Annotated in this window: 18 protein-coding genes and 1 pseudogene; 13 read left to right on the top strand and 6 right to left on the bottom strand. The window is 28.0% G+C overall.

Annotation, left to right across the window (positions count from 1 at the left end; all coding sequences use genetic code 11):
* Positions 1-62: 62 nt before the first annotated feature.
* Positions 63-1,067, top strand: coding sequence for a Holliday junction branch migration DNA helicase RuvB (gene ruvB / locus AVANS14531_RS04505; protein ID WP_239817126.1), 1,005 nt, complete (start codon positions 63-65; stop codon positions 1,065-1,067).
* A 132-nt stretch (positions 1,068-1,199) separates the two neighbouring features.
* Here the strand turns inward: ruvB and lepB are convergent, their stop codons facing one another.
* Together lepB and AVANS14531_RS04495 are read right to left on the bottom strand one after the other, a co-directional pair.
* On the bottom strand, positions 1,200-2,051 hold the full coding sequence (lepB, locus tag AVANS14531_RS04500; RefSeq protein WP_336611473.1) for a signal peptidase I: 852 nt from the start codon (positions 2,049-2,051) through the stop codon (positions 1,200-1,202).
* The gene (locus tag AVANS14531_RS04495; RefSeq protein ID WP_336611472.1) at positions 2,038-2,883 is read right to left on the bottom strand and encodes a bifunctional 5,10-methylenetetrahydrofolate dehydrogenase/5,10-methenyltetrahydrofolate cyclohydrolase; all 846 of its coding nucleotides are present in this window, start codon (positions 2,881-2,883) and stop codon (positions 2,038-2,040) included. The genes lepB and AVANS14531_RS04495 overlap by 14 nt, the downstream gene beginning before the upstream one ends.
* A gap of 60 nt (positions 2,884-2,943) precedes the next feature.
* Between AVANS14531_RS04495 and AVANS14531_RS04490 the strand changes: the two genes are divergently transcribed.
* From AVANS14531_RS04490 to AVANS14531_RS04445, 10 genes and pseudogenes are all read left to right on the top strand, one after another.
* Complete coding sequence (locus tag AVANS14531_RS04490; protein ID WP_239817129.1) at positions 2,944-3,297, top strand: hypothetical protein; 354 nt, start codon at positions 2,944-2,946, stop codon at positions 3,295-3,297.
* Entirely contained in the window at positions 3,287-4,564 is a 1,278-nt protein-coding gene (hemL, locus tag AVANS14531_RS04485) for a glutamate-1-semialdehyde 2,1-aminomutase (protein ID WP_336611471.1), read from the top strand. The genes AVANS14531_RS04490 and hemL overlap by 11 nt, the downstream gene beginning before the upstream one ends.
* A complete protein-coding gene (locus AVANS14531_RS04480) occupies positions 4,557-4,799 on the top strand; it encodes an AtpZ/AtpI family protein (protein ID WP_336611470.1) in 243 nt (80 codons plus the stop codon). The genes hemL and AVANS14531_RS04480 overlap by 8 nt, the downstream gene beginning before the upstream one ends.
* A gap of 188 nt (positions 4,800-4,987) precedes the next feature.
* A complete protein-coding gene (locus AVANS14531_RS04475; RefSeq protein ID WP_336611469.1) occupies positions 4,988-6,295 on the top strand; it encodes a DUF262 domain-containing protein in 1,308 nt (435 codons plus the stop codon).
* Complete coding sequence (locus tag AVANS14531_RS04470) at positions 6,295-8,301, top strand: DUF262 domain-containing protein (RefSeq protein ID WP_336611468.1); 2,007 nt, start codon at positions 6,295-6,297, stop codon at positions 8,299-8,301. The genes AVANS14531_RS04475 and AVANS14531_RS04470 overlap by 1 nt, the downstream gene beginning before the upstream one ends.
* Before the next feature lie 26 nt (positions 8,302-8,327).
* The gene (locus AVANS14531_RS04465; RefSeq protein WP_336611467.1) at positions 8,328-9,434 is read left to right on the top strand and encodes a BspA family leucine-rich repeat surface protein; all 1,107 of its coding nucleotides are present in this window, start codon (positions 8,328-8,330) and stop codon (positions 9,432-9,434) included.
* 91 nt (positions 9,435-9,525) lie between these two features.
* Positions 9,526-10,764: a DUF262 domain-containing protein gene (locus AVANS14531_RS04460; protein WP_336611466.1), complete on the top strand. Its 1,239-nt coding sequence runs from the start codon at positions 9,526-9,528 to the stop codon at positions 10,762-10,764.
* Positions 10,754-12,262: a DUF262 domain-containing protein gene (locus AVANS14531_RS04455; protein ID WP_336611465.1), complete on the top strand. Its 1,509-nt coding sequence runs from the start codon at positions 10,754-10,756 to the stop codon at positions 12,260-12,262. The genes AVANS14531_RS04460 and AVANS14531_RS04455 overlap by 11 nt, the downstream gene beginning before the upstream one ends.
* Positions 12,263-12,372: 110 nt before the next feature.
* A pseudogene (gene dnaE, locus AVANS14531_RS04450) lies at positions 12,373-15,759 on the top strand (DNA polymerase III subunit alpha); the annotation flags it as partial.
* A gap of 876 nt (positions 15,760-16,635) precedes the next feature.
* Entirely contained in the window at positions 16,636-17,214 is a 579-nt protein-coding gene (locus AVANS14531_RS04445) for a LysE family transporter (RefSeq protein WP_239817134.1), read from the top strand.
* A 51-nt stretch (positions 17,215-17,265) separates the two neighbouring features.
* Here AVANS14531_RS04445 and AVANS14531_RS04440 read toward each other — a convergent pair whose 3' ends face one another.
* Complete coding sequence (locus AVANS14531_RS04440; RefSeq protein WP_336611464.1) at positions 17,266-17,577, bottom strand: winged helix-turn-helix transcriptional regulator; 312 nt, start codon at positions 17,575-17,577, stop codon at positions 17,266-17,268.
* A gap of 76 nt (positions 17,578-17,653) precedes the next feature.
* Here AVANS14531_RS04440 and AVANS14531_RS04435 point away from each other — a divergent pair, with 76 nt between their 5' ends.
* Entirely contained in the window at positions 17,654-18,241 is a 588-nt protein-coding gene (locus tag AVANS14531_RS04435) for an NAD(P)H-dependent oxidoreductase (protein WP_336611463.1), read from the top strand.
* Positions 18,242-18,351: 110 nt separating this feature from the next.
* On the opposite strand, the gene AVANS14531_RS04430 is transcribed toward AVANS14531_RS04435, so the two are convergent.
* Together AVANS14531_RS04430 and AVANS14531_RS04425 are read right to left on the bottom strand one after the other, a co-directional pair.
* Positions 18,352-18,711: a cupin domain-containing protein gene (locus tag AVANS14531_RS04430; protein ID WP_336611462.1), complete on the bottom strand. Its 360-nt coding sequence runs from the start codon at positions 18,709-18,711 to the stop codon at positions 18,352-18,354.
* 45 nt (positions 18,712-18,756) lie between these two features.
* Entirely contained in the window at positions 18,757-19,179 is a 423-nt protein-coding gene (locus tag AVANS14531_RS04425) for a MarR family winged helix-turn-helix transcriptional regulator (protein ID WP_336611461.1), read from the bottom strand.
* A 107-nt stretch (positions 19,180-19,286) separates the two neighbouring features.
* Between AVANS14531_RS04425 and AVANS14531_RS04420 the strand changes: the two genes are divergently transcribed.
* Positions 19,287-20,222 (top strand): hypothetical protein, encoded by a 936-nt coding sequence (locus AVANS14531_RS04420; protein WP_336611460.1) that lies wholly within the window; start codon positions 19,287-19,289, stop codon positions 20,220-20,222.
* Between the two features lie 22 nt (positions 20,223-20,244).
* Here AVANS14531_RS04420 and AVANS14531_RS04415 read toward each other — a convergent pair whose 3' ends face one another.
* Positions 20,245-21,546 carry a subtype B tannase gene (locus AVANS14531_RS04415; protein WP_336611459.1) on the bottom strand — a complete coding sequence of 434 codons (1,302 nt, stop codon included), beginning with the start codon at positions 21,544-21,546 and terminating at the stop codon, positions 20,245-20,247.
* Positions 21,547-21,636: the final 90 nt, after the last annotated feature.

The following is a 21,636-nucleotide window of genomic DNA, read 5'->3' as shown; positions in this document are numbered from 1 at the left end:
ACTCGTTTTTATATTTTGCTAAGATTATACAAATTATTTACAAACATTATTTAAGGCAAAATATGGAAAGAATAGTAGAAATTGAACAATTTAAAGATGATAGCAAATACGAAATTAGCTTAAGGCCTACTAATTTTGATGAATATGTAGGACAAGCAAAAACAAAAGAAAACTTAAAAGTATTTATAAAATCAGCAAAATTAAGAAATGCTCCCTTAGATCATACTTTATTTTTTGGACCTGCAGGGCTTGGAAAAACTACTCTAGCAAATATAATTGCAAACGAAATGGGTGTAAATATAAAAACAACAGCAGCTCCTATGATAGAAAAAAGCGGAGATTTAGCTGCAATTCTTACAAATCTTGAAGATGGAGATATTTTATTTATAGATGAAATTCATCGCCTAAGTCCTGCTATTGAAGAAGTTTTATATCCTGCGATGGAAGACTTTCGCTTAGATATCATTATAGGAAGTGGTCCTGCTGCTCAAACGGTTAAAATTGATTTAGCTAAGTTTTGCTTAATCGCTGCAACAACAAAAAGTGGTGGAATATCAACTCCGCTTAGAGATAGATTTGGAATTAATTGTAGATTAGAGTTTTATACTCCTGATGAACTTGCTTTAATCATAAAAAAAGCAGCTTTAAAGCTTGATATAAGTTGTGATGATGAAGCTAGTAAAGAAATAGCTAAAAGATGTAGAAGCACTCCAAGGATTGCTCTTAGACTTCTTAAAAGAGTTAGAGATTTTGCCATTGTAAATAATGAAACAAAAATAAGCTTACAAAGAGCAAAACAAGCGCTTGAGAGCTTAGGTGTAAATGAATTAGGGCTTGATGAATGCGATTTAAATTATCTTGAGTTTTTATGTAAGGCTAAAAAAGCTGTTGGATTAAATACAATTGCAGCAGCTTTAAGCGAAGATGAAAGAACTATTGAAGATGTAATTGAGCCTTATTTGATTTCAAATAATTATATTGAAAAAAGCGCAAAAGGAAGACTAGCAACTAATAAAGCTTATTCGCTATTAAAACTAAGCAACTATACGCCTTCATTGTTTAATTAATCTTAAAGAATTTGAATTCGGATTTTGTATTAGCAAAAAGTTAATTCCGAATTCAAATTCTAAGTAATTTTAATCAGCTTTAAAGCTTTTTTATAAAAACAAAAAGAATTTAAATTCGGAATTTAAATTATCTTAATCAAGTGAATTAATATCGCTTACTTCATGATGAATATAACGCTCATCATTTTCTAATGTATCAACGCTTTTAAACATTCTTTCCCAGCGAATATTATAATCTTCATCCCAGCTTAAATACACAAACCAAGGCTTTCCTTCAATATATTTATAATCTACACTTCCCCAAAATCTACTATCATTTGAATGGTCACGATTATCGCCCATCATAAAATATTCATTGCTAGGAACTTTATAATAATATGCTTTATGAAGTCCTTTTAATTCGCTGACATAAATAGGCTCCATTGCGAATTGATTTTTTGCGATATAAGCTTCAATTACTCTATCAAAATCAATTCTTTCATCATAATGAATTCCTTTTTTTGTAAATGGCTCTTTTATATATAATTTACCTTGTAAAATTACTTGCTTATTTTCAGGATAATTTGCTTTCATATATTCATCTCCTTCATGCATTCTTACATAAAGAGTTTTGTTTGAATAAATTATCTCATCATCACCTAAGCCAACACAACGCTTAACATAATGTAATTTCGTATTATGTGGATATAAAAATACTACTATATCTCCACGCTTTGGCTTTGCGTAGCTTAATAAATGTCCATCGCCTTTAAAATCAGGTAAAACAGGCACTTCTAAAAATGGTATTCTAGGAGTTGGTATTCCATAAGCGAATTTTTTTACAAATAAATGATCGCCTATTAATAATGTATTTTTCATAGAACCACTTGGAATCGTAAAAGCTTGAGCTACAAAAAATATAAAAACTAAGACAAATACAATAGTCCCAGTCCATGAGTTCCAAAAATCAACTAATTTTTGCCATTTTGTTTTATTTTCTTTCATTTTTTTCCTTTTTTAATCTTGCTTCATAGGTGTTTAGCATTAAAGCATATATTGTCATAGGCCCAACACCACCAGGAACAGGGGTAATCATACTTGCTTTATCGCTTGTCTTAATATAATCTCCTGCTATCATTTTTCCATCAATTTTTTTAGTAATTCCTACATCAACCAAAATCGCTCCATCTTTTAAATAATCATCATTTAAAAGGTGTAAAACTCCAGTAGCACTTATTAAAATATCAGCATTTAAGGTATATTCTTTTAAATCTTTTGTGTATTTATGGCATATGCTAACACTTGCACCTTCGTTAATCATCATAGCAGCAAGTGGGCGTCCAACTATAATGCTATCATTTATTATGCATATATTTTTGCCTTTTAAATCAACCTTATAATGATTTAATAAAATTTTAATCCCTAAAGGAGTGCAAGCATAAAAATAAGGCTCTTGATTAGCTAATACTAAACCTAAATTATAAGGAGTAAAGCCATCTACATCTTTCGTAGGTTTTATTGCGTTTATAATGTTATTTTTATCAATATGATTTGGTAATGGTAATTGAACTAAAATCGCATCAATATTTTCATCTTCATTTAAAGACTTGATTAAATCTAAAAGCTCTATTTCACTAATGTCTGAACTTAATTTATAATCTTTACTAATAATTCCTAATTCATTGCAAGCTTTTAATTTATTTCTTACATAAATACTACTTGCATAATCATCTCCTACTAAGATTACTGCTAAGCATGGTTTTGTATTTAATTCTTTAATTTTTGATGATAATTTTATGTATAATTCTTGGCTTAATTTTTTTCCATCTAATATCAATTTGTAACCTTTATAAAAATAAAGAGTGTATTATAACCCCTAAAAACAACGGATTATAAAATGAAACTAAAATTAATCTTATTAATACTTAGCGTATTTGTTTATGCAAATAGCGATTTTTTAAGTAAAGATGAATATCAATTAAGTTTATATCAAAATCCAAGAGGAATTGGCTGTGATAAATGCCATGGGCTTGATGGAAGCGAACAAGTATTTGCAACATATAAAGAAAACGGAAAAACAATAAAAGTAATAATTCCTAGTATAAAAGATATTAGTTATGAGAATTTTTATAAGGCCTTAGTTAGCAAAACAAGTTCAAAAAACATAATGCCAAACTATTATTTAACAAATGAAGAAATAAAAAATCTATACTTATATATAAAGAAAAAAGGAGAAAAAAATGACAAATAAAGAAGCTTTTAAAGAAGCAAAAGAACTAATAGCAGGTGGGGTAAATTCTCCCGTAAGAGCATTCAAAAGCGTTGATAATGATCCGATATTTATAAAAAATGCTAAAGGTGCTTATGTTTATGATATTGAAGGCAAAAAATACCTTGATTTCGTGCAAAGCTATGGACCTTGTATTTTAGGTCACGCAGATGATGATATAACCAAAGCAATATGTGATGCAGCAGCAAATGGCACAAGCTATGGAGCTCCTACTTTAGCTGAAAGCGAATTAGCAAAAAAAGTTATATCACAATATAGAGCGATTGAAATGATTAGATTTGTAAATAGCGGAACAGAAGCAACCATGAGTGCAATCCGCCTTGCAAGAGCATTCAGTGGGCGTGATGGGATAATGAAATTTGATGGTTGTTATCATGGACATGCTGATATGCTTTTAGTAAATGCTGGAAGTGGCTTAGCTACTTTTAATACTCCAAGCTCAAGTGGGGTTAGCAAAAACGCTGTAAAAGACACCTATACAGCAAAGTATAATGATATAAATAGCGTAAAAGAGCAAATCGCAGCAGCTAAGCAAAACGGCAATGAAATAGGCGTTATTATAATCGAGCCTATTGCTGGAAATATGGGTTTTGTTCCTGCTAGCAAGGAGTTTTTAATAGAGCTTAGAAAACTTTGCGATGAGCTTAAAATCGTTTTAATTTTTGATGAAGTTATGAGTGGTTTTAGAGCTGCTTTAGGTGGAGCTTTAGAAGTTTATGATATTAAACCTGATATGGTTTGCTTTGGCAAAGTAATCGGTGGTGGTCTTCCTGTTGGTGCATATGCAGCTAGAAAAGAAATTATGCAATTATTAAGCCCAATAGGTGGAGTGTATCAAGCAGGAACACTAAGTGGAAACCCACTTGCGATGGCAGCTGGAATTGCAAGTTTAAGCAAATTAAATAAAGATATTTATAAAAAATGCGATGAATGGGCAAAGGCAGCAATTAGCATAATGCTTGATGAGAGCAAAAAAGCAGGAGTTCCTTTTGTAGCAAAAAATATAGGCTCAATGTTAGGATTTTTCTTTAATGAAAAATATCCTACAAATTATGATGAAGCAAAGACTAGCGATACAGCTAAGTTTTCAAGATTTCATAAAGTTATGCTTGAAAACGGCGTAAATCTAGCACCATCAACCTATGAAACAGCCTTTATTTGCACTTCATTTGAAGATACTGAATTAGAGCTTTTCAAAAACGCATTTGCAAAGGCAATTCGTGCATAAGCAAGAAAATAGCAGAGCTAAAAAAGTTAGAACCTTAGTTAATGCAGCAAATTATTTAAGTTTAGGAATTAGCGTTGTAGTTGCTATTTTAATAGGTGTTGGACTTGGAATCTTGCTTGCAAAACTTTATAAGCCCTTATTTTTTGTAGGGCTTGGGTTTGGAATTGCAGCTGCTATTTTAAATGTTTATAAAGCTTATAAATTATTAGTAAAAATCAACGAAAAAGAAGAATAATACTTAATCAAATTCCTAATTCAAATTCCACAAAAATTTCAAAGAATTTGAAATAGGAATTTGCTAACTTCATAAAGCCTTAAATATATTAAAAATCTTAATTTAAATTTTTTTATATGGACACAATCACGACAATGCTTTTGCTATAATAATTAATTATTATGATTAATTACTAAAAGGAGAATGTTATGGAATGTATTGATTTTAAGCTTAATGATACAAATCAAGTAAGTTCAAAAGTTATAAATTTTAACACTTTAGCAAGCGAATTAAAACTTAGCATACCTGATTATCAACGCCCATATGTGTGGAAGATAAAGCAAACAAGAATGCTTTTAAAAGATATTGAAAATACTAAAGATGGAGCCTTGTTAGGCTCTATTATTTTACACGAAATCAAGCGAGATGATAAAACAATTTATGAAGTAATAGACGGACAGCAAAGACTAACTACAATTAAACTTATTTTAACGGCGTTAAATAACCATGATGAGCTAAAAGAAGATTTAAAGGAATATGATAATTATTTAAACGATGTAAGTTTTTTTCATAAAATTTCTCAAGATAATATCAAGATTAATTACGAGTATATTAAAAACTATTTGAGTGATAAAGATAAGGCTAAAGATTTTTTAGAAAATCTAGAAAATACACAATTTATCATAGTAGCTACAACAAAAGCCGATGATGCTTTTATCTTTTTTGATAATACCAACTCAAAAGGCAAAAAGCTAGAAAGCTATGATTTAATAAAGGCTTTTCATCTTCAATCTATTAAAAACGAAAAAATGCTAAATAAATGGGCAAAATATTATGAAAGTTTATTTGAAGAAAAATGTAAAACCCAGCCTAATATAAAGACACTTCTATTAAAATTTTTAATTCCTACAAGACTATGGATAAAAGGAAGTAGTCGAGATAATAAGTTTGACAAAGTTGCTTTTAATGAGCTTTGCCATGAAGATTTAAATGGTAAAAGAGCTACAAATATGGGGATTTTATCTAATTATAAATATGGGGATGATTTCTTTAAGTATCTTAGAAAATACGAAAAAATATATAAATTTATTTTAGAAAAAAATAACAATTTTTTTAAGTATCTATGGAAACCACATTCAAATGTTGGCAATTTAAATACATTTGATGGACTTATGATATGTTTAGTCTTGTGTGAAAGTAAATTTAAAAATTCTGAAGAAATATTAGCATCATTATTAAGGGTAGTATACTCGCATAGATTACTAGAAGATAGGGTAAATTGCCCTAAGAATGCTAAGGATTTAGTAAAGCATATTTATTTTGCAAGTTATGCTAGTGAGGTGGAAAAACTATTAGAAAAGAAAGGGCAAAAATGCCAAGAAGAAGAATTAAAAGCAAATAAAACTATAAAAGCAAAAACTCACAATGAACTAACAGCCTATCTTGATAATTTTTACAAAAATTTTGAAAACAAAATCGTATATAAACATAAATATAATGATGAAAGGAAAAAATAATGCTAAATAATACTAAATCGTTAATTACAAGCTTTACCGATAATGCCGTTAAAAACAAAACTTTTATAATACCACCTTATCAAAGGCTTTATGCTTGGAAAGATGAACAAATAAAAGCTCTTTTAGATGATTTTAAAAATTGTATTGAGCATAATAAAAACCAAAAATCTCATTTTATAGGTAATATCGTAGTATCAGAAAATGATGGCAAATATATCCTTATAGATGGACAGCAAAGGCTGACTACTATTTGGCTTGTTTTAAGGTATTTATTGAGAAAAAATTTTAAGGCAAAAGATTATTTTGGTATAGAAATGCCTATTAGAGAAGAAGACATTAAGGCGATAAATAATTATTGTGATAATAAAAAATCTTTAGATGAATGTTTTAACGAAAAAAACAACACTAATGTAGGTTTTAAGAATGCTTTTAAAACTTTTGAAGTGTATTTTGGTAAAAACAATAAGGAAAACAAAGAATTTAAACAAGCACTTCAAGAAAATTTTATTAATTTTATAAAAGAAAAAGTTAAGTTCAATCTAGTGATTTTAAGCAAACAAGTCGAGCTAAATAAATACTTTGTAAGAATGAATAATACAGGCGTTCAGCTTGATGGCACAGACATTTTAAAGGCAAGGTTATTAAAACTAATAAGTGATAAGGATAAGAGTAAAGTTACAGAATACGCTAGGATATTTGATGAATGTTCGCAGATGAATTATTTTTCTGATTTTTCTAAAAATTATGAGAATACAAGTGGGGAAGTTCCAACTATTAACAATATAATTGATAATGCAAAAAAAATACAAAATTATTCAAATAATGATAATAACCGAGCAGAATTTAAGAGTATAATTGATTTCCCTACCTTTGTTTTACATGTTTTTAAGATTTTATCAAGGCAAGAATTAAAAGAAGAACCTAATAAAAAAATTTTCAAAGAAAAAGCACAAATATCAATAAAAAAAGATAAATTCCTTGAAAATACTTGGGATAAATTAAATGATAGATTGAATGCAGAACAAGCACAAACAATCATAGATGCTTTAAAAGAATATAGAACCATTTTTGATACCTTTGTGATAAAAAGAAAAGCTGATGATGATGATGAAAATATATATAAGTTATGGAATAAAAACAATAATTGGAATGAAGTAAGTGAGGCTAATGATTTAGCAACCATTCAAAACTATCTAAGAGTAGCAAGGCGTGGAGATAATGCTAATTATCATTATTTTTTAACACATTATTTAGAATTTTGTAAAAACGAAATTATGAGTAAAGAAGAAATAAGTAGAGACAATTGTTTGGCTAAGTTAAAAGATAGTAAGAATGCAGATAATCTTAGAAACTACCTAAAAAGCATTGATGACTTTTTGGCATTAAAACAATTTGAGATGGCGAACGATTTAAACAAAACAACAAATCTGATTGATGAAATTAATGCAATAAATTTTGGCGATACAATTTCAATAAAAGATAGCTTAAACGATATAAATGAAAATAAATTTAGTTTTTTAAACTATAGCAATCGTGGAAATCATAAAGTAAATCTTACTTATTGGTTTCATCGCTTGGAATATTATTTGTTAATCGGTGATTATCATACAAATCAAGAATTAGGAGCAGATTTTAAAGAGAAGTTTGAAAGTTATAAAAATGGCTATTATTTTAGAAATATTAATTCAGTAGAGCATATCTTAGCTCAACATGAAGAAGATCAAAATAATAATAAAATAACTGAAAATGATTTGCATTCGTTTGGCAATTTAGCCCTTATTAGCTCTAGCGAGAACTCTAGCCTAAGTAATCAAGGATATGAAAAGAAAAGAATAGATTTTAACAAAAATAAAATTATAAGTTTAAAACTATTTGATGTATTTGAAAATAAAAAATACAAAGATGGCGATAAAAACCAATGGTTATCACGACAAATTCAAGATCACCAAAAGGCAATGTTAGAAGTCTTACAAAAATCTTTTGATTCACAAAAGAATTTGAAATAGGAATTTGAACTTAAAAAAGAGAAAAAATGTTAAAATTAATAGAAAAGATATATGGCGATAAAATAAATTTAGCATATAGCGAAGAAGGTTTATTTATAGAAGAAGGCGTTGTTTTAAAGATTATTTACAATATATTATTAAAAGATGTCAAAGGCTTTGGTATTCACGATTATACCTTTTTTAATCTTTCTCAAATGTTAGAAAATATTAAATGCGGAGTATTGAAAGCATATGATAATTACGATGCAATAAATGTAGAAAATGGTTGTATTATATATACAAATTTACCGCAAGACTGCAACTTTTATGAATATGTTGAAACGATGAATAATATATACAATAGACTAGAAGAAGGTGTAGTGTTTTTTGACCAAAACATAGAAGATGAGTTTAAAATATTTGTCTTAAGCCCTACAAAGCCTTTAATTAAAAGCAAAATTTCGAATAAAAACAATCTAAAACCAACTACAAAAGAAGAATTAAAAGAGCTAGTAAATGATGAGAGCATTTATCTAGGTGATATTGATACAAGTTTAATTACCGATATGAGTTGGCTTTTTTATAATTGTAAGCGAAGTGATTTTAGTGGGATTAACGAGTGGGACACTAGCAAAGTGCTTAATATGAGTGGGATGTTTGCTCATTGTTATTATTTTAATGAAGAGCTTAGTTTTGATACTTCTAATGTAGTTGATATGAGTTTTATGTTTGCAGATAGTAATTTTAACAATAAACTTTCATTTAATACAAGTAATGTAAAGGATATGAAATTTATGTTTTTTATATGTGATTTTAATCAAAAACTTGAATTTGATACTTCTAATGTAAAAGATATGAGAGCTATGTTTGCAGGTTGCTCAAATTTTAATCAATTACTTAAGCTTAACACAAGCAATGTAGAAGACATGAGTGTTATGTTTTCTTCGTGTGAAATTTTTAATCAAAAGCTTGAATTTGATACTTCTAATGTAAAAGATATGAGTGATATGTTTAGAAATTGTTTCAATTTTAATCAAAAGATAGAATTTGATACAAAAAATGTAGAAAATATGGAAAATATGTTTTATTATTGTAAAAGTTTTAATCAAAAGCTTGAATTTGATACTAGTAAGATAGAAAATTTTTTCAATTAAGTGATATGTTTGATGAATGCCCTAGTTTAAAAACTTTGCCTAAGTTTTATTTAAAATATTTATAAAATACTTTTTAAGCTAAGGAGAGAAAATGAGTATAAATTCAAAAATTATTAATTTTGAAAGAATTTTAGGCAAAAACTTAATTATACCAGAATATCAACGCCCTTATGTGTGGAATGAAAATCATATAAAAACGCTTTTAAAGGATATTGAAAGTAGTGAAAATAAAACACTACTCGGCTCTATCGTTTTATACAAAACTAACAAAGTAACAGAAGATAATAAACCAATTTATGAAATAATAGACGGACAACAAAGGCTAACTACTATAAAACTTATTTTGATGGCTTTGGATAAAGATAATGAGAATTTTTTAAAAAACGCTAAATATTATCATCAAATATCGCATATAAATATAAAGAAAAATTACGATTTTTTAAAAGAATATTTAAAAAATAAAACAAATTTTTACGAAAAGTTAGAAAAGATTAATTTTATTTGTATTAGCACGATTGATGCTAAAAATGAGTTTTTATTTTTTGATAATATCAATACTAAGGGCAAAAAGCTAGAAAATTACGACCTAATCAAGGCTTTTTGGGTTATAAATTCTCAAAGTGATTTGATTAATTACTATGTGAAAAAATATAATGAATTTATTGAAGATGGTAAAAGCAATAAAATATATGAAAGTAACGAAGTGGTTAAAAACTATTTTCAATTTTTCTTAGAAAATTTAGCAATGATTAGAAAATTTGATGATGAGCATAAATTTGATTTTTATTATTATTCTTGGGCTATTGATATTATTGATGAATATTGCAAAATTACACCTTTTAGCACAGGTTTAAATCTAAACAATATAAATGCAAGTTTTGCTAATGGAATTAGCTTTTTTTCTTGGGTTAAAAAACATTATGAAAATAAAGATGTGATAGCTAAAAGCAGCTTTTTGAATAAACTTGTTAAAAGTAATTATCCAAAAAGCAAATATTATGATTATTCTTATATATACACACAATTTGCACTTATTGTATATCTTGATAAATTTCTTGATGGAGATTTTGATAGGGTGGTAAGAATGATTGTAAGGATAATGTATTATAAGGTTATTATAGGTGGAAGGACTGATTATATTTCGCTTGTTGCAGACCTTAGAAGAATTACTAAAATGGTCATAAACTCAAATTGTGAAAATGATTTTATAAGAAGATTAGATAATTTAATAAGATTAGAAGAATATCAAATTAGTTCATTTCAAAGGCTTGAATTTTTAGAAGATGAGTTTAAAAAATACAATATTTTAGGAGCAAGTAATGCAAAGTGAAATAATAAGTCTAAATAAAATTAATAAAAGCATTGTAATACCTATTTATCAAAGGCTATACGAGTGGGATACATGGCAAATAAGAACACTTTTAGATGATATTTTAAACGCAAATGAAGAGTATTTCATAGGCACGATTACAGCAAGCCTTAAAGATGATGAATTAGTGATAATTGATGGACAACAAAGACTTAGCACGATATTTTTCTTATGTGCTTATATGTGCTATGAAAATAACAAAATGATGAAAGCTGAAGGAGAATTTGCAAATGCTTTTAATTTTGCGTATTTAGAAAATGAATGTAGATTCAAAATGCCTTTAAGAGAAGATATAGTAGATGCTATTTGGGATTATGATTTTCATAATTTAGGAGAGAACATAGACAATGCCTTTAAGACTTTTAAAGAGTATTTTAAAGATAATGATAAGTCAAAATTAAACGAAAAACTTTTTAAAAATATCAGAATAAATCTTGTGATTTTAGATGGTATTAATTGTGGCAATTATTTTATAAATATAAATAGCAATTCACAAGCTCTTAATGAAAGCGATATTTTAAAATCATTTTTACTTAAGCTTGTAAGAGATGATGAAAAATATTTTAAATATTCAAATATTTTAAATGAATGTATGCAGATAAATAAAATTGCAGATTTTGATACTAAATACGAAGCTCTTAGCATAAGTAAGATTTTAATATCTAATTTTAAAGAATATAAAAGCATTATTGATTATTCAACCTTTGTTTTGCATGTTTTTAGGATTTTATTTGGCGATACAATTAAAATTGATAAAACAAATCTCATAGAAAGCACTTGGGAAAAAATAGAGCAAACAAAAGAAAACGCCATAAAAATAATAAATGCTTTAAAAGAATATAGAATTATTTTTGATAGAAGAAGTGTTAGAAGAGTTGATGAAGATTTTATGCTTTTAGGAGATTTAAAGGATGTTAAGCTTGAATTATTTTTAAATTATCTAAGAGTAGCTAGAAATCCTAGTGAATATTTGGAAACTTTGCTAACTTGTGATAGCGATGAAGATTTATTTAAAGAGTTAAAAAAACTAGATGATAATCTAGCAAAAAATGACAATCTTAATGATTTAAATTATAATCATCCAAATATTGTTTATTGGTTACAACGCTATGAATACTATCTAATGCATAATGATGGTTTTAAAAACAACTATAAAAATAACATTGCAAATTATCGTTTTAGAGATATTAATTCAGTTGAGCATATATATCCGCAAAGCAAAGGTAAAATAGACGATTTAGGCAATCTAGCACTAATCAACGATAGCGAAAACTCAAGCTTTAGCGATAAGCCTTTTTATAAGAAAAAGTTAATATTTGAAGATTTTTTAAATAATGGTTTGGTAATTAGCTTAAAGCTTTTAGAAGTATATAAAAATAATGATGAATGGGAAGAAAAGCAAATCAAAAAATATCAAGCAAAAATGCTAGATATTTTAAAAAACTCATTTAATAATTAAAATTATTTTCCTAATTCAAATTCCACAAAAATTTCAAAGAATTTGAATTAGGAATTTGCGTTTAAGAAGTCTTTAGATAAAACGACTAAAATAGCCCTAAAGGATAATATATGGATTTTACACATTTACATTTACATACGGAATATTCACTTTTAGATGGTGCAAACAAAATTGATGAATTAGCAAAAAGACTAAAAGAGCTAAATTTTAAAGCTTGTGCAATCACCGATCATGGAGTAATGTTTGGGGCTATTCACTTTTATAAAAGTATGAAAAAGCACGGCATTAAGCCTATTATAGGATTTGAAGGCTACTTACACGAAGAAGATGATATAAGCAGCACTTCAACAAATCATCGCTGGCATATATGTTTATTTGCCAAAAATCAAAAAGGCTATGAAAACCTTATGTATCTTACTTCAAGAGCTCATATAGATGGTTTTTATTATCGCCCTAGAATTAATAAAAAATTATTAAAAGAGCATAGCGAAGGCATTATTTGTAGTTCTGCATGTCTTGCTGGTGAGATTAACTGGCACTTAAATGATAAAGAAGTTCGCCGTAATGGAAAAACAAACGCCGACATGGGAGCTAAAGGCTACGAAGGAGCTAAGGCTGCTGCACTTTGGTATAAAGAAGTTTTTGGAGATGATTTTTATCTTGAAATTATGAGAATGGGGATTAATTCTCAATATAATATAGACACAAATATACTTAAATTAGGAAGAGAATTAGGTATAAAAGTAATTGCTACAAACGATTCGCATTATACATATAAAGATAGAGCTCAAGCTCAAAATATTTTCATGGCAATTAGCACAGGAGATATTGTTGGGGTTGATCCTGAAAGCGAAGATGCTAAGAAAAACACAGGCTTAAGACATACAATGAGTGAAATTTATGTAAAAAGCCCTGAAGAAATGTATGAATTATTCCTTGATGTGCCTGAAGTTGTGCAAAATACTCAAGAAATAGTTGATAAATGTAATTTAGAATTAAACTTAGGAAACCCTACTCCGCCGAACTTTAAATTCGCCCTTGAATACGCCGAAAAAATCGGCTTAGAGCTTCCTAGTAAAGATATTTTTAGTTTTGATAATGATGATGTATTGTTTGAAAAGCTTTGCTGGGACGGACTTGCTAAGCGTTTGGTTTATATTGATGAGAGCAAACACGAAACCTATAAAGAGCGTTTAAGAACTGAGATAAATATTATTAAAAATATGCGTTTTAGTGGTTATATGCTAATCGTTCATGATTTTATTAAAGCTGCTAAAGATATGGATATTCCTGTTGGACCTGGTAGGGGTTCTGCTGCAGGTTCATTAGTATCATTTTGTCTAGAAATAACTGATTTAGACCCACTTCCTTATAACCTACTTTTTGAGCGTTTTTTAAATCCTGAGCGTGTTTCTATGCCTGATATTGACGTGGATTTTTGTCAAAATAGGCGTGAAGAAGTAATTGATTATGTTGTGCAAAAATATGGTCGTTATAACGTAGCCCAAGTAATTACTTTTGGTAAATTACTTGCAAAAGGTGTTATTCGTGATGTTGCAAGGGTTTGTGATTTACGCATAAAAGATGCTGATACTTTAGCAAAATTAGTGCCTGAAGAATTAAAAATCACTTTAAAAGATGCTTACGAAAAAAACCCTGATATTAAAGCTTTCATTGAAGATTTAGACAATCGCGCTGAATATAAAAATATAGTTTGTCATCCTGATGATGTAAGGGGCAAAAGTAAAATAGGAACAAGGGTTTGGGAATATTCATTAGCCCTTGAAGGACTTAATAGAAACGCCGGAATGCATGCTGCTGGCGTTGTTATTTCAAACGAAGAATTATGGAAAAAAACTCCATTATTTAAACAGCCAAAATCAGATGCGTTAGTAACTCAATATATGAAAGATTATCTTGAAGATGTTGATTTGATTAAGTTTGACTTCTTAGGACTTAAAACTTTAACCGTTATTGATAATGCTATAAAACTTATTAAAAAACGCCATAATATAGATATAGACTGGAACAAAATTGATGTAAATGATAAAGGCGTTTATGATTTAATTCAAACAGGTAACACTCTTGGGATTTTTCAAATAGAAAGCTCAGGAATGCAAGATTTAAATGCTAGACTTAAGCCAACTTGCTTTGAGGATTTGATTGCGGTTCTTGCACTTTATCGCCCAGGACCACTTGATAGTGGAATGGTTGATGATTTTATTGACATTAAGCATGGAAGAAAACCTGCTGTATATGCTTTCCCTGAATTAAAGCCTATTTTAGAGCCAACTTATGGGGTTATTGTATACCAAGAGCAAGTTATGCAAGTCGTTCAAACCATCGGTGGATTTAGCCTAGGTGGAGCTGATTTAGTTCGCCGTGCAATGGGTAAGAAAAAGCTTGAAGAAATGATTAAGCTAAAAGGCGAGTATTTAGATGGAGCTATAAAACAAGGCTTTGATGAGAAAAAGGCTGATGATTTATGGGAGCTTATCTTAAAGTTTGCTGAATACGGCTTTAATAAATCTCACTCGGCTGCTTATGCTCTAGTAGCATTTCAGACTGCTTATCTTAAAAAATATTATGAAACGGAATTTATGGCAGCATTACTAACTAGCGAAGAAGGTAAGGTTGAAAAAATTGAAAAATACAAAGATGAGCTTGATAGATTAGGAATAGAGCTCTTACCACCAAATATCAATGATGGCACAAGAGAATTCAACGTTATTGATAAAGATGGAAAAGCTGCTATTGTTTATGGACTAGGCTCAATTAAAAGCTTTGGAATTCCAAGCGCTGAAGGTCTTACTAAAGCTAGAGGAGATAAGCCATTTACCGATATAAAAGACTTTATTGCAAGAGCTGATGCTGCTTATATGAATAAAAAAGGCATAGAAGCTTTAGCTAAAACGGGTTGCTTTGAATGCATAGGAATTAATAGAAAAAGCTCTTTAGCTGCAATTGATTATATTATTAATGAATTTAAAGCAAAAAAAGAGCATGATAAAAGATTACAAGAAAGCTTGTTTTCTCAGTTTGAAACCGAATATCATAGTAGTATTGATATTACAAATCAAGAAGAATTTAGCGTTGCCGAACTTGCAGAATTTGATAAAGAATATTTAGGCATTTATTTAGGAACTCACCCACTAGATGAGTTTAAAAAAGAAATTAAATCAATAGATCATTATAAAAGCTCTGATTTTGAAAACTTAGATGATGGTGATTATCAAGCATTTTGCTTAGGTATTATTGAAGAAGTTGATTTTAAACAAAGTAAAAGCGGTAAAAGTTATGCAAATATTAAAGCGCTTGATTATTATTCAAACTTTAATATTTTATGCTTTAACCCTGATTTAATAGAAATTTTAGCGTCAAAATATAAAGCTATGAACCTTGCTTCTTCGGATACAAAAACCAAAAAATCTCTTTATGGATTTTTACTAAACAATAAGCGTGAAAATGGCAAAAATACTTTATTTTTAAATAGTTTAGTTGAAGTTGATGCTCAAGATATAGGCGTAAATGAGTTTGATAAAAACGCCTTAGGTTTTGAAGTTTTTGTCAAAAAAGGTGGCAAAAAAATCAAAGGCGATATAAAAAGATTTTCTCATTTAGTTGAAAAAATAGACTATTTAAAGCATAGCGAATTCGCTCAAAGCGAGTATGGAGATTATAATGCCTTTAGCTTGGGTGTTGTAATTGATGCAGAATTTAAAATCAGCAAGAAAAATAAGGCATTTGCTAAGATTAAAGTTGTTGATGAAGTTGGAGAATTTGATATTTTATGCTTTAACGATGATGTTTATAAAAAGCTTGAAAAAGAGTTTTTAAATCAAGAAAAAGAAGAAAAATTATATGGTTTTGATTTAAGCCTTAGGGTTGATGATAATGGAACGGGAGCGTTTTTGGATGACTTTTTCTTAATTACTCCTGAGCTTATAAAAGAGCCTAGTAATGGTAAGAATGCCTTAGGATATTCGGTAATTGAGAAAAGAGTGGCAAAAGCTAGAAGAGTTTATAATAAAGAAAACAAAGAAGATTTTACCCAAAGTCCAAAAGCATTTGAAGGTGAGTTTATAAAGATTGATTTATTAAACATAAAAGCAGAAATTTTAGAAGAAATAACAAGGCTAATTAAAGATAATTTATGTTCTAAAGAAGTTGCTCGTGAGATTGTTTTAGAATTTTTAGTTGATTCTTGTGTTAGTAAATATTCAAGAAGATTTGGCGTAAATTACGAAACAATAGAAAAAATCAAAGAATTAGCAAAAACTAGCTAAAGCAAATTCCTATTTCAAATTCTAATTTTTTTTAGAATTTGAAATAGTGAAAAATATATAAATTAGTTTTAATATCAAAGGATTAATATGTTTAGTTGGTTTAGTTTTTTATCTTATGCTGTGATTATGTCTATTACACCAGGGGCAAACAATATCTTATCAATGATAAATGCGAAAAATTTCGGATTTAAAAAGAGTTTGCCTTTTAATTTCGGAGTTTTTGTAGGCTTTAGCGTTGTAATGTTAATTTGCACTATTTTTTGCAATTTATTATCAGTATATATTCCTATGCTTCAATTTTATATGCAAATAATCGGAGCTATTTATTTAACTTATTTAGCCTTTAAGATTATAAAAAGCACATTAAATGATAATGTAAAGCCTACAAATAGCTTTATTCAAGGTGCATTATTGCAATTTATAAATCCAAAAATTTATATTTATTGCATAGTGTCAATGCAAACTTTCATAATGCCTTTTTATCAAAATGATTTCTTTATGTTAATACTTTTTGCATTCTTACTAGCCTTTATAGGAAGTATTTTTACATTTCTTTGGGCTGGCTTTGGTAGTATTTTTAGTGTTTTATTCGTAAAATATGCAAAAATTACAAATATTATTCTAGCTTTAATGCTTATTTATTGTGCTTTAAGTTTGTTTTTCTAATTATTAAATTAGATTTTAATACCATAAAATCATTAGAATTTGAAATAAGAATTATTTGTTTTCAATCCCCCATTTGCAAAGCATTTTCATAATTGGAACTAAAGTTTGTCCCTTTTCGCTTAGTTTATATTCTACTTTTGGTGGGATTACTGGATATTCTGTGCGAATTATTAGACCATCATTTTCAAGCTCTTTTAAAGCTCTTGTAAGGCTTTTAAAAGAAACATCTCCAACGGCTCTTTTAAGCTCGTTGTATCTTAAGACTTCGCTATGCAAAAGATTATACATAATCTCAATTTTATATTTGCCAAAAATCTGTTTTAGGGCGTGTTTTAGCCCACAATTTTCTAAATGATTTTGCATACACTCTCCTTTTTGTTCGTATTGACAAAAAACTCCCATTAATTATAATGACTTTACCATAAATTAAGGAGGTTTTATGAAAAATGTTTTACTGATTAATGGTTCTATGCCTTATCTTTTCTCAAAAGGCGAGCTAAACGCTAGCTTGCAAGAAGTTGCTTTTAAGACTTTAAGCAAAAACGGCTTTAATGTAGAGCAAACCACTATAAATCAAGGCTATGATGAAGCAACAGAGGTAGAAAAGTTTTTAAAAGCTGATATCATAATCTATCAAATTCCTTGCTTTTATATGAATGCACCTTGGGTTTTTTGGGAATATCTAGCCAAAGTTTATACAGCTGGTAAAGGAAAACTTTGGGAAAATGATGGCAGAAGTAGAAGCGACCCTAGCAAAAAATACGGCTCAGGTGGGCTTAGCCAAGGTAAAAAATATATGATTTCTTGGACTTTTAACGCTCCTAAAGTTGCATTTTTTGAAGAAGGGCAATTTTTTAGTGATGTTGGGGTTGATGGGCTAAGCGTAAGTCTTCATAAAGCAAACCAATCAGCCGGAATGAGTGCGCTTAAAACCTTTGCTTGTTATGATGTTCATAAGGGTGATGATACGCAAAAATATCTAAAAGAATATGAAAATCACATTCTAAATGAAATCGTAAATTCTTAAAAATACACGGAATATTTATTCCGTGCTAAATCTTTGTAATATTTAGGTATTTAAAAATACTAAATTTTAATATATAGACATTTTAAAGCTATATATAAAAACTTTTAATTTTATTCAATCACACCATCTGTAAATGTATATTGAGTTAAAGAATTTTCCTTAGCTTGAATACAGATATAATTTAAATCACTTTTAGCAAAAATCTGTCTTCTAACGCTAGGAGCAACTCTAATTATATCGCCTTTTTTAATTAAAATTAGTTCATTATCTAACTTTATTTCCCCATTTCCATTTAAGATAATATATATTTCTTCATTGTTTTTATGATAATGTATAAAAGGCACATTTGTATTTGCCAAAAGTGTATTAATACTTATCTCACAAGAAGTAAAATCAAGCTTATCTTTTAAATCAACTCTACTAATACTTGAAAACTCACCTAAACTCTCAATGCTAAAATTTTTGTTCATTTTATCTCCTTTTAGTTTGATAACGAACTATTTTATATTAAAAAGTTAATCTTTTATATTTTTTAGCATTTTTTCTAATAATTCTTCTATTAATAAAGCTTCGGCTTTTGAAAAATCTTTTAATAATTTAGAAAAAACTATATTAGAAACTTCTTCAAAAACTACTCTTAAATCCAAAGCTTTTTTGGTAGCTTTAATTAAATACATTCTACTATCTTCTTCACTTTGTCTTTTCATAACATAACCATTTAGCTCTAATTTATCAATTAATGAGCTTACAGTAGCTTTGCTTCTATGGATTTTTTGAGCGATTTGAACCATACAATACTCATTTTCATCAAAAAGCATATTTAAAATATCTGCATGCGAAAATGACAAATCAAACTCGGCTCTTTTGTTAAGCTCGTTTAAAATCATTTCATTTGCAAGTTCTTTTATCCTACCCATTAAAAATAAGCTTGAGTTCATAGTTTGTCCTTATAAGTTTTTTTGATTATATAAAAATATTTAAATTCCTAATTCAAATTCCTAAAAAATAAACGACTTTTTTGCTAAATTATAAAAAAGTAGTTAAAATGTCTTTTATTAGAAAAATAAAAATTTGTTTTATAAGAAAGACTAGAAATAGTTTAGAAAATTATTCTTTGCAGATGAAAAGGTTTTTAATAAACTATTCTAAGCTTTTAAAAATTGCTAATTTATTTACAAAAACTATGAGATTTTCGCTAGTTTTGATTACCTTAGTTTCTGTTATTGCTTATACTAAATATTATTTATTTGAAGTTGGTTATTTGCCTAGGTTTGATTTTAATTTACTTCTTACTTTTGGTTATGTATGTTTTATATATTCTATTTTTATAGGAATAATTCCTTATATTATGATAGAATTTGTAGTTTTACTTGCATGTAAAACAAAAACAAAAAAAGCTAATGATTTAACTTCAAAAATAATTAATTTTTTATATGAAAAAGTATTTTTGATAATTGCAATTGCCGTTATTATAGTGGTTGAATTAGTATTTTTAAGCCTTGTTCAAGTCTATCAAACGACAAATTACGATAATATTTCCCTACCTACTCTAAATAGTTGTTTAAATATTATGATGGGTATTTTTATAGTTCTTTGTGTGTTTGCATATCTTTTCAAAAGATTTAGTTTGCTTATCAAAATTATTTGGATAATTTGCTCTATTTGGTATTTTTTTAGCCTTGATATAAAAGTGGTGAAATTAGCAAATATAGGTGGCTTTAGAACTGATATGGTGATTAGTAAAAATAGTCTTTATATGAGTTATTTTGTAAATTATAAAAAGCTTGATATTAGACTTTGTGATGAGCTAAAAGGTGAGAGAAATATTTGCAAATTAATTGATGGAAATTATGTTTTAAAAGATGTTTTGATATTATCAAGTTTAAGTGATACAGTGTATATAGAAATGGATTTAAACGATAATAAAAGTCAAAAACTAGACTTTAAACAAAGCGAAATTGAAATAATCAATAAAATATAGGATAAATATATTGTCCTATATTTTAATTATTTTCTTGCACTACTTCATCAATCCAAGCAAAAAGTTCATCTAAATCATAATCACCTTTATGCCCTACCCCATCAACTAACTTATAATCCACATTAAAGCCATTTTCCATAAGTTTTAAAGCAACAATTGCACTAATAGCAAAAGAAGTATCGCTATCTAATTTACCAACTCTAATTCTAATAAATTTAGCTGCTTTATCATTATTTAAGTAGTTCATAATATTCATTAAATCAACAAGTTTTTTATCAGTTTTGCTCTCATAATTTTGACTAAAATGATTTGCTTTTGTTGTATTGTCTCCAAAAAGCTCATTTTCCGCACTACTTAAATCAGCTTTATCAAATGCTAGGGTGATTTTACTTCTTGTGATATTTAAATCAGCCCCTAAAATCTCGGTTAAATAGTCTTTAAAACTCCCGTTTAAATCATCGTTTAAGTTTAATTTTTTACCTTTATAAACAAGGTTTAATGAATTTAGATAAGCTACAAAATCTTTAGCTAATTTTTTAGATTCTCTAATTTGTTCTTCATTTAATTTTCCTGTTACAAATTCTCGTTTTTTTCTAAAATCAACCATATCGCTAAATTTTAAAGTTTTGTAATCATAATTATCATTAAATTGCCATTCGTAAGCCATATCAGCATTTTCAAGGTTTGTGATTGGGCAATAAGAACTAATTGCATATATGCTATCATCTGCTTTTGCAGCTCCTAGTTTTTCTAAATACTCATCATAGTCATTGGTATTTTGAGAAAGCCCTAAAAGCAAACTCATAGCACCACCAGCGCTTGTGCCATTTGATATGATTTTATTTGCATCACCTAGCATCAAATCATCATTAAAATGCAAATACCTAACAAGTGCCTTTAAATCCACAATAGAAGCAGGTGCTTTGCCAAAATACTCACCATCTTTAATATTATTAGCACCCCTAAAACCTGCTAAAATTACAGCATAGCCATTGCTAAGAGCTTTTAAACTTGCTTGTGTAAATGGACTTTTATCATCAATATAAGTAATTTTTGCACTTCTGTATCCACCTATAAAATTTGGTAAAAATATCGGTGCCTTTTGAAGCTTTTTATCATCATTTTCATCAAGTATATAAAAATTAAAACTTTGATAATCCTTATCTATGATATTTTTAACATAAGGTATGTTTTCATAAGCTCTAATTTTATAGATTTTACCTTCAAATTCTATGGTTTTTATAGAATATTTTTGATTAAATCTAAGGTCGTTATTTGCAAACAAACTAGCCACTATGCTAAAAGTTAATAATAATTTTTTCATATTCTTTCCTTGTTTTAAAAAAAGAAAATTTAACTACTTATAATTAATAATATATTAATTATCAAAATTATTTTTATTTTAAATCAACTG

Source organism: Campylobacter sp. Cr9 (assembly GCF_020138295.1).
Classification (GTDB): domain Bacteria; phylum Campylobacterota; class Campylobacteria; order Campylobacterales; family Campylobacteraceae; genus Campylobacter_E.
Note: the sequence above shows the minus strand (reverse complement) of the source record. Positions and strands in the feature narration are given on the sequence as shown.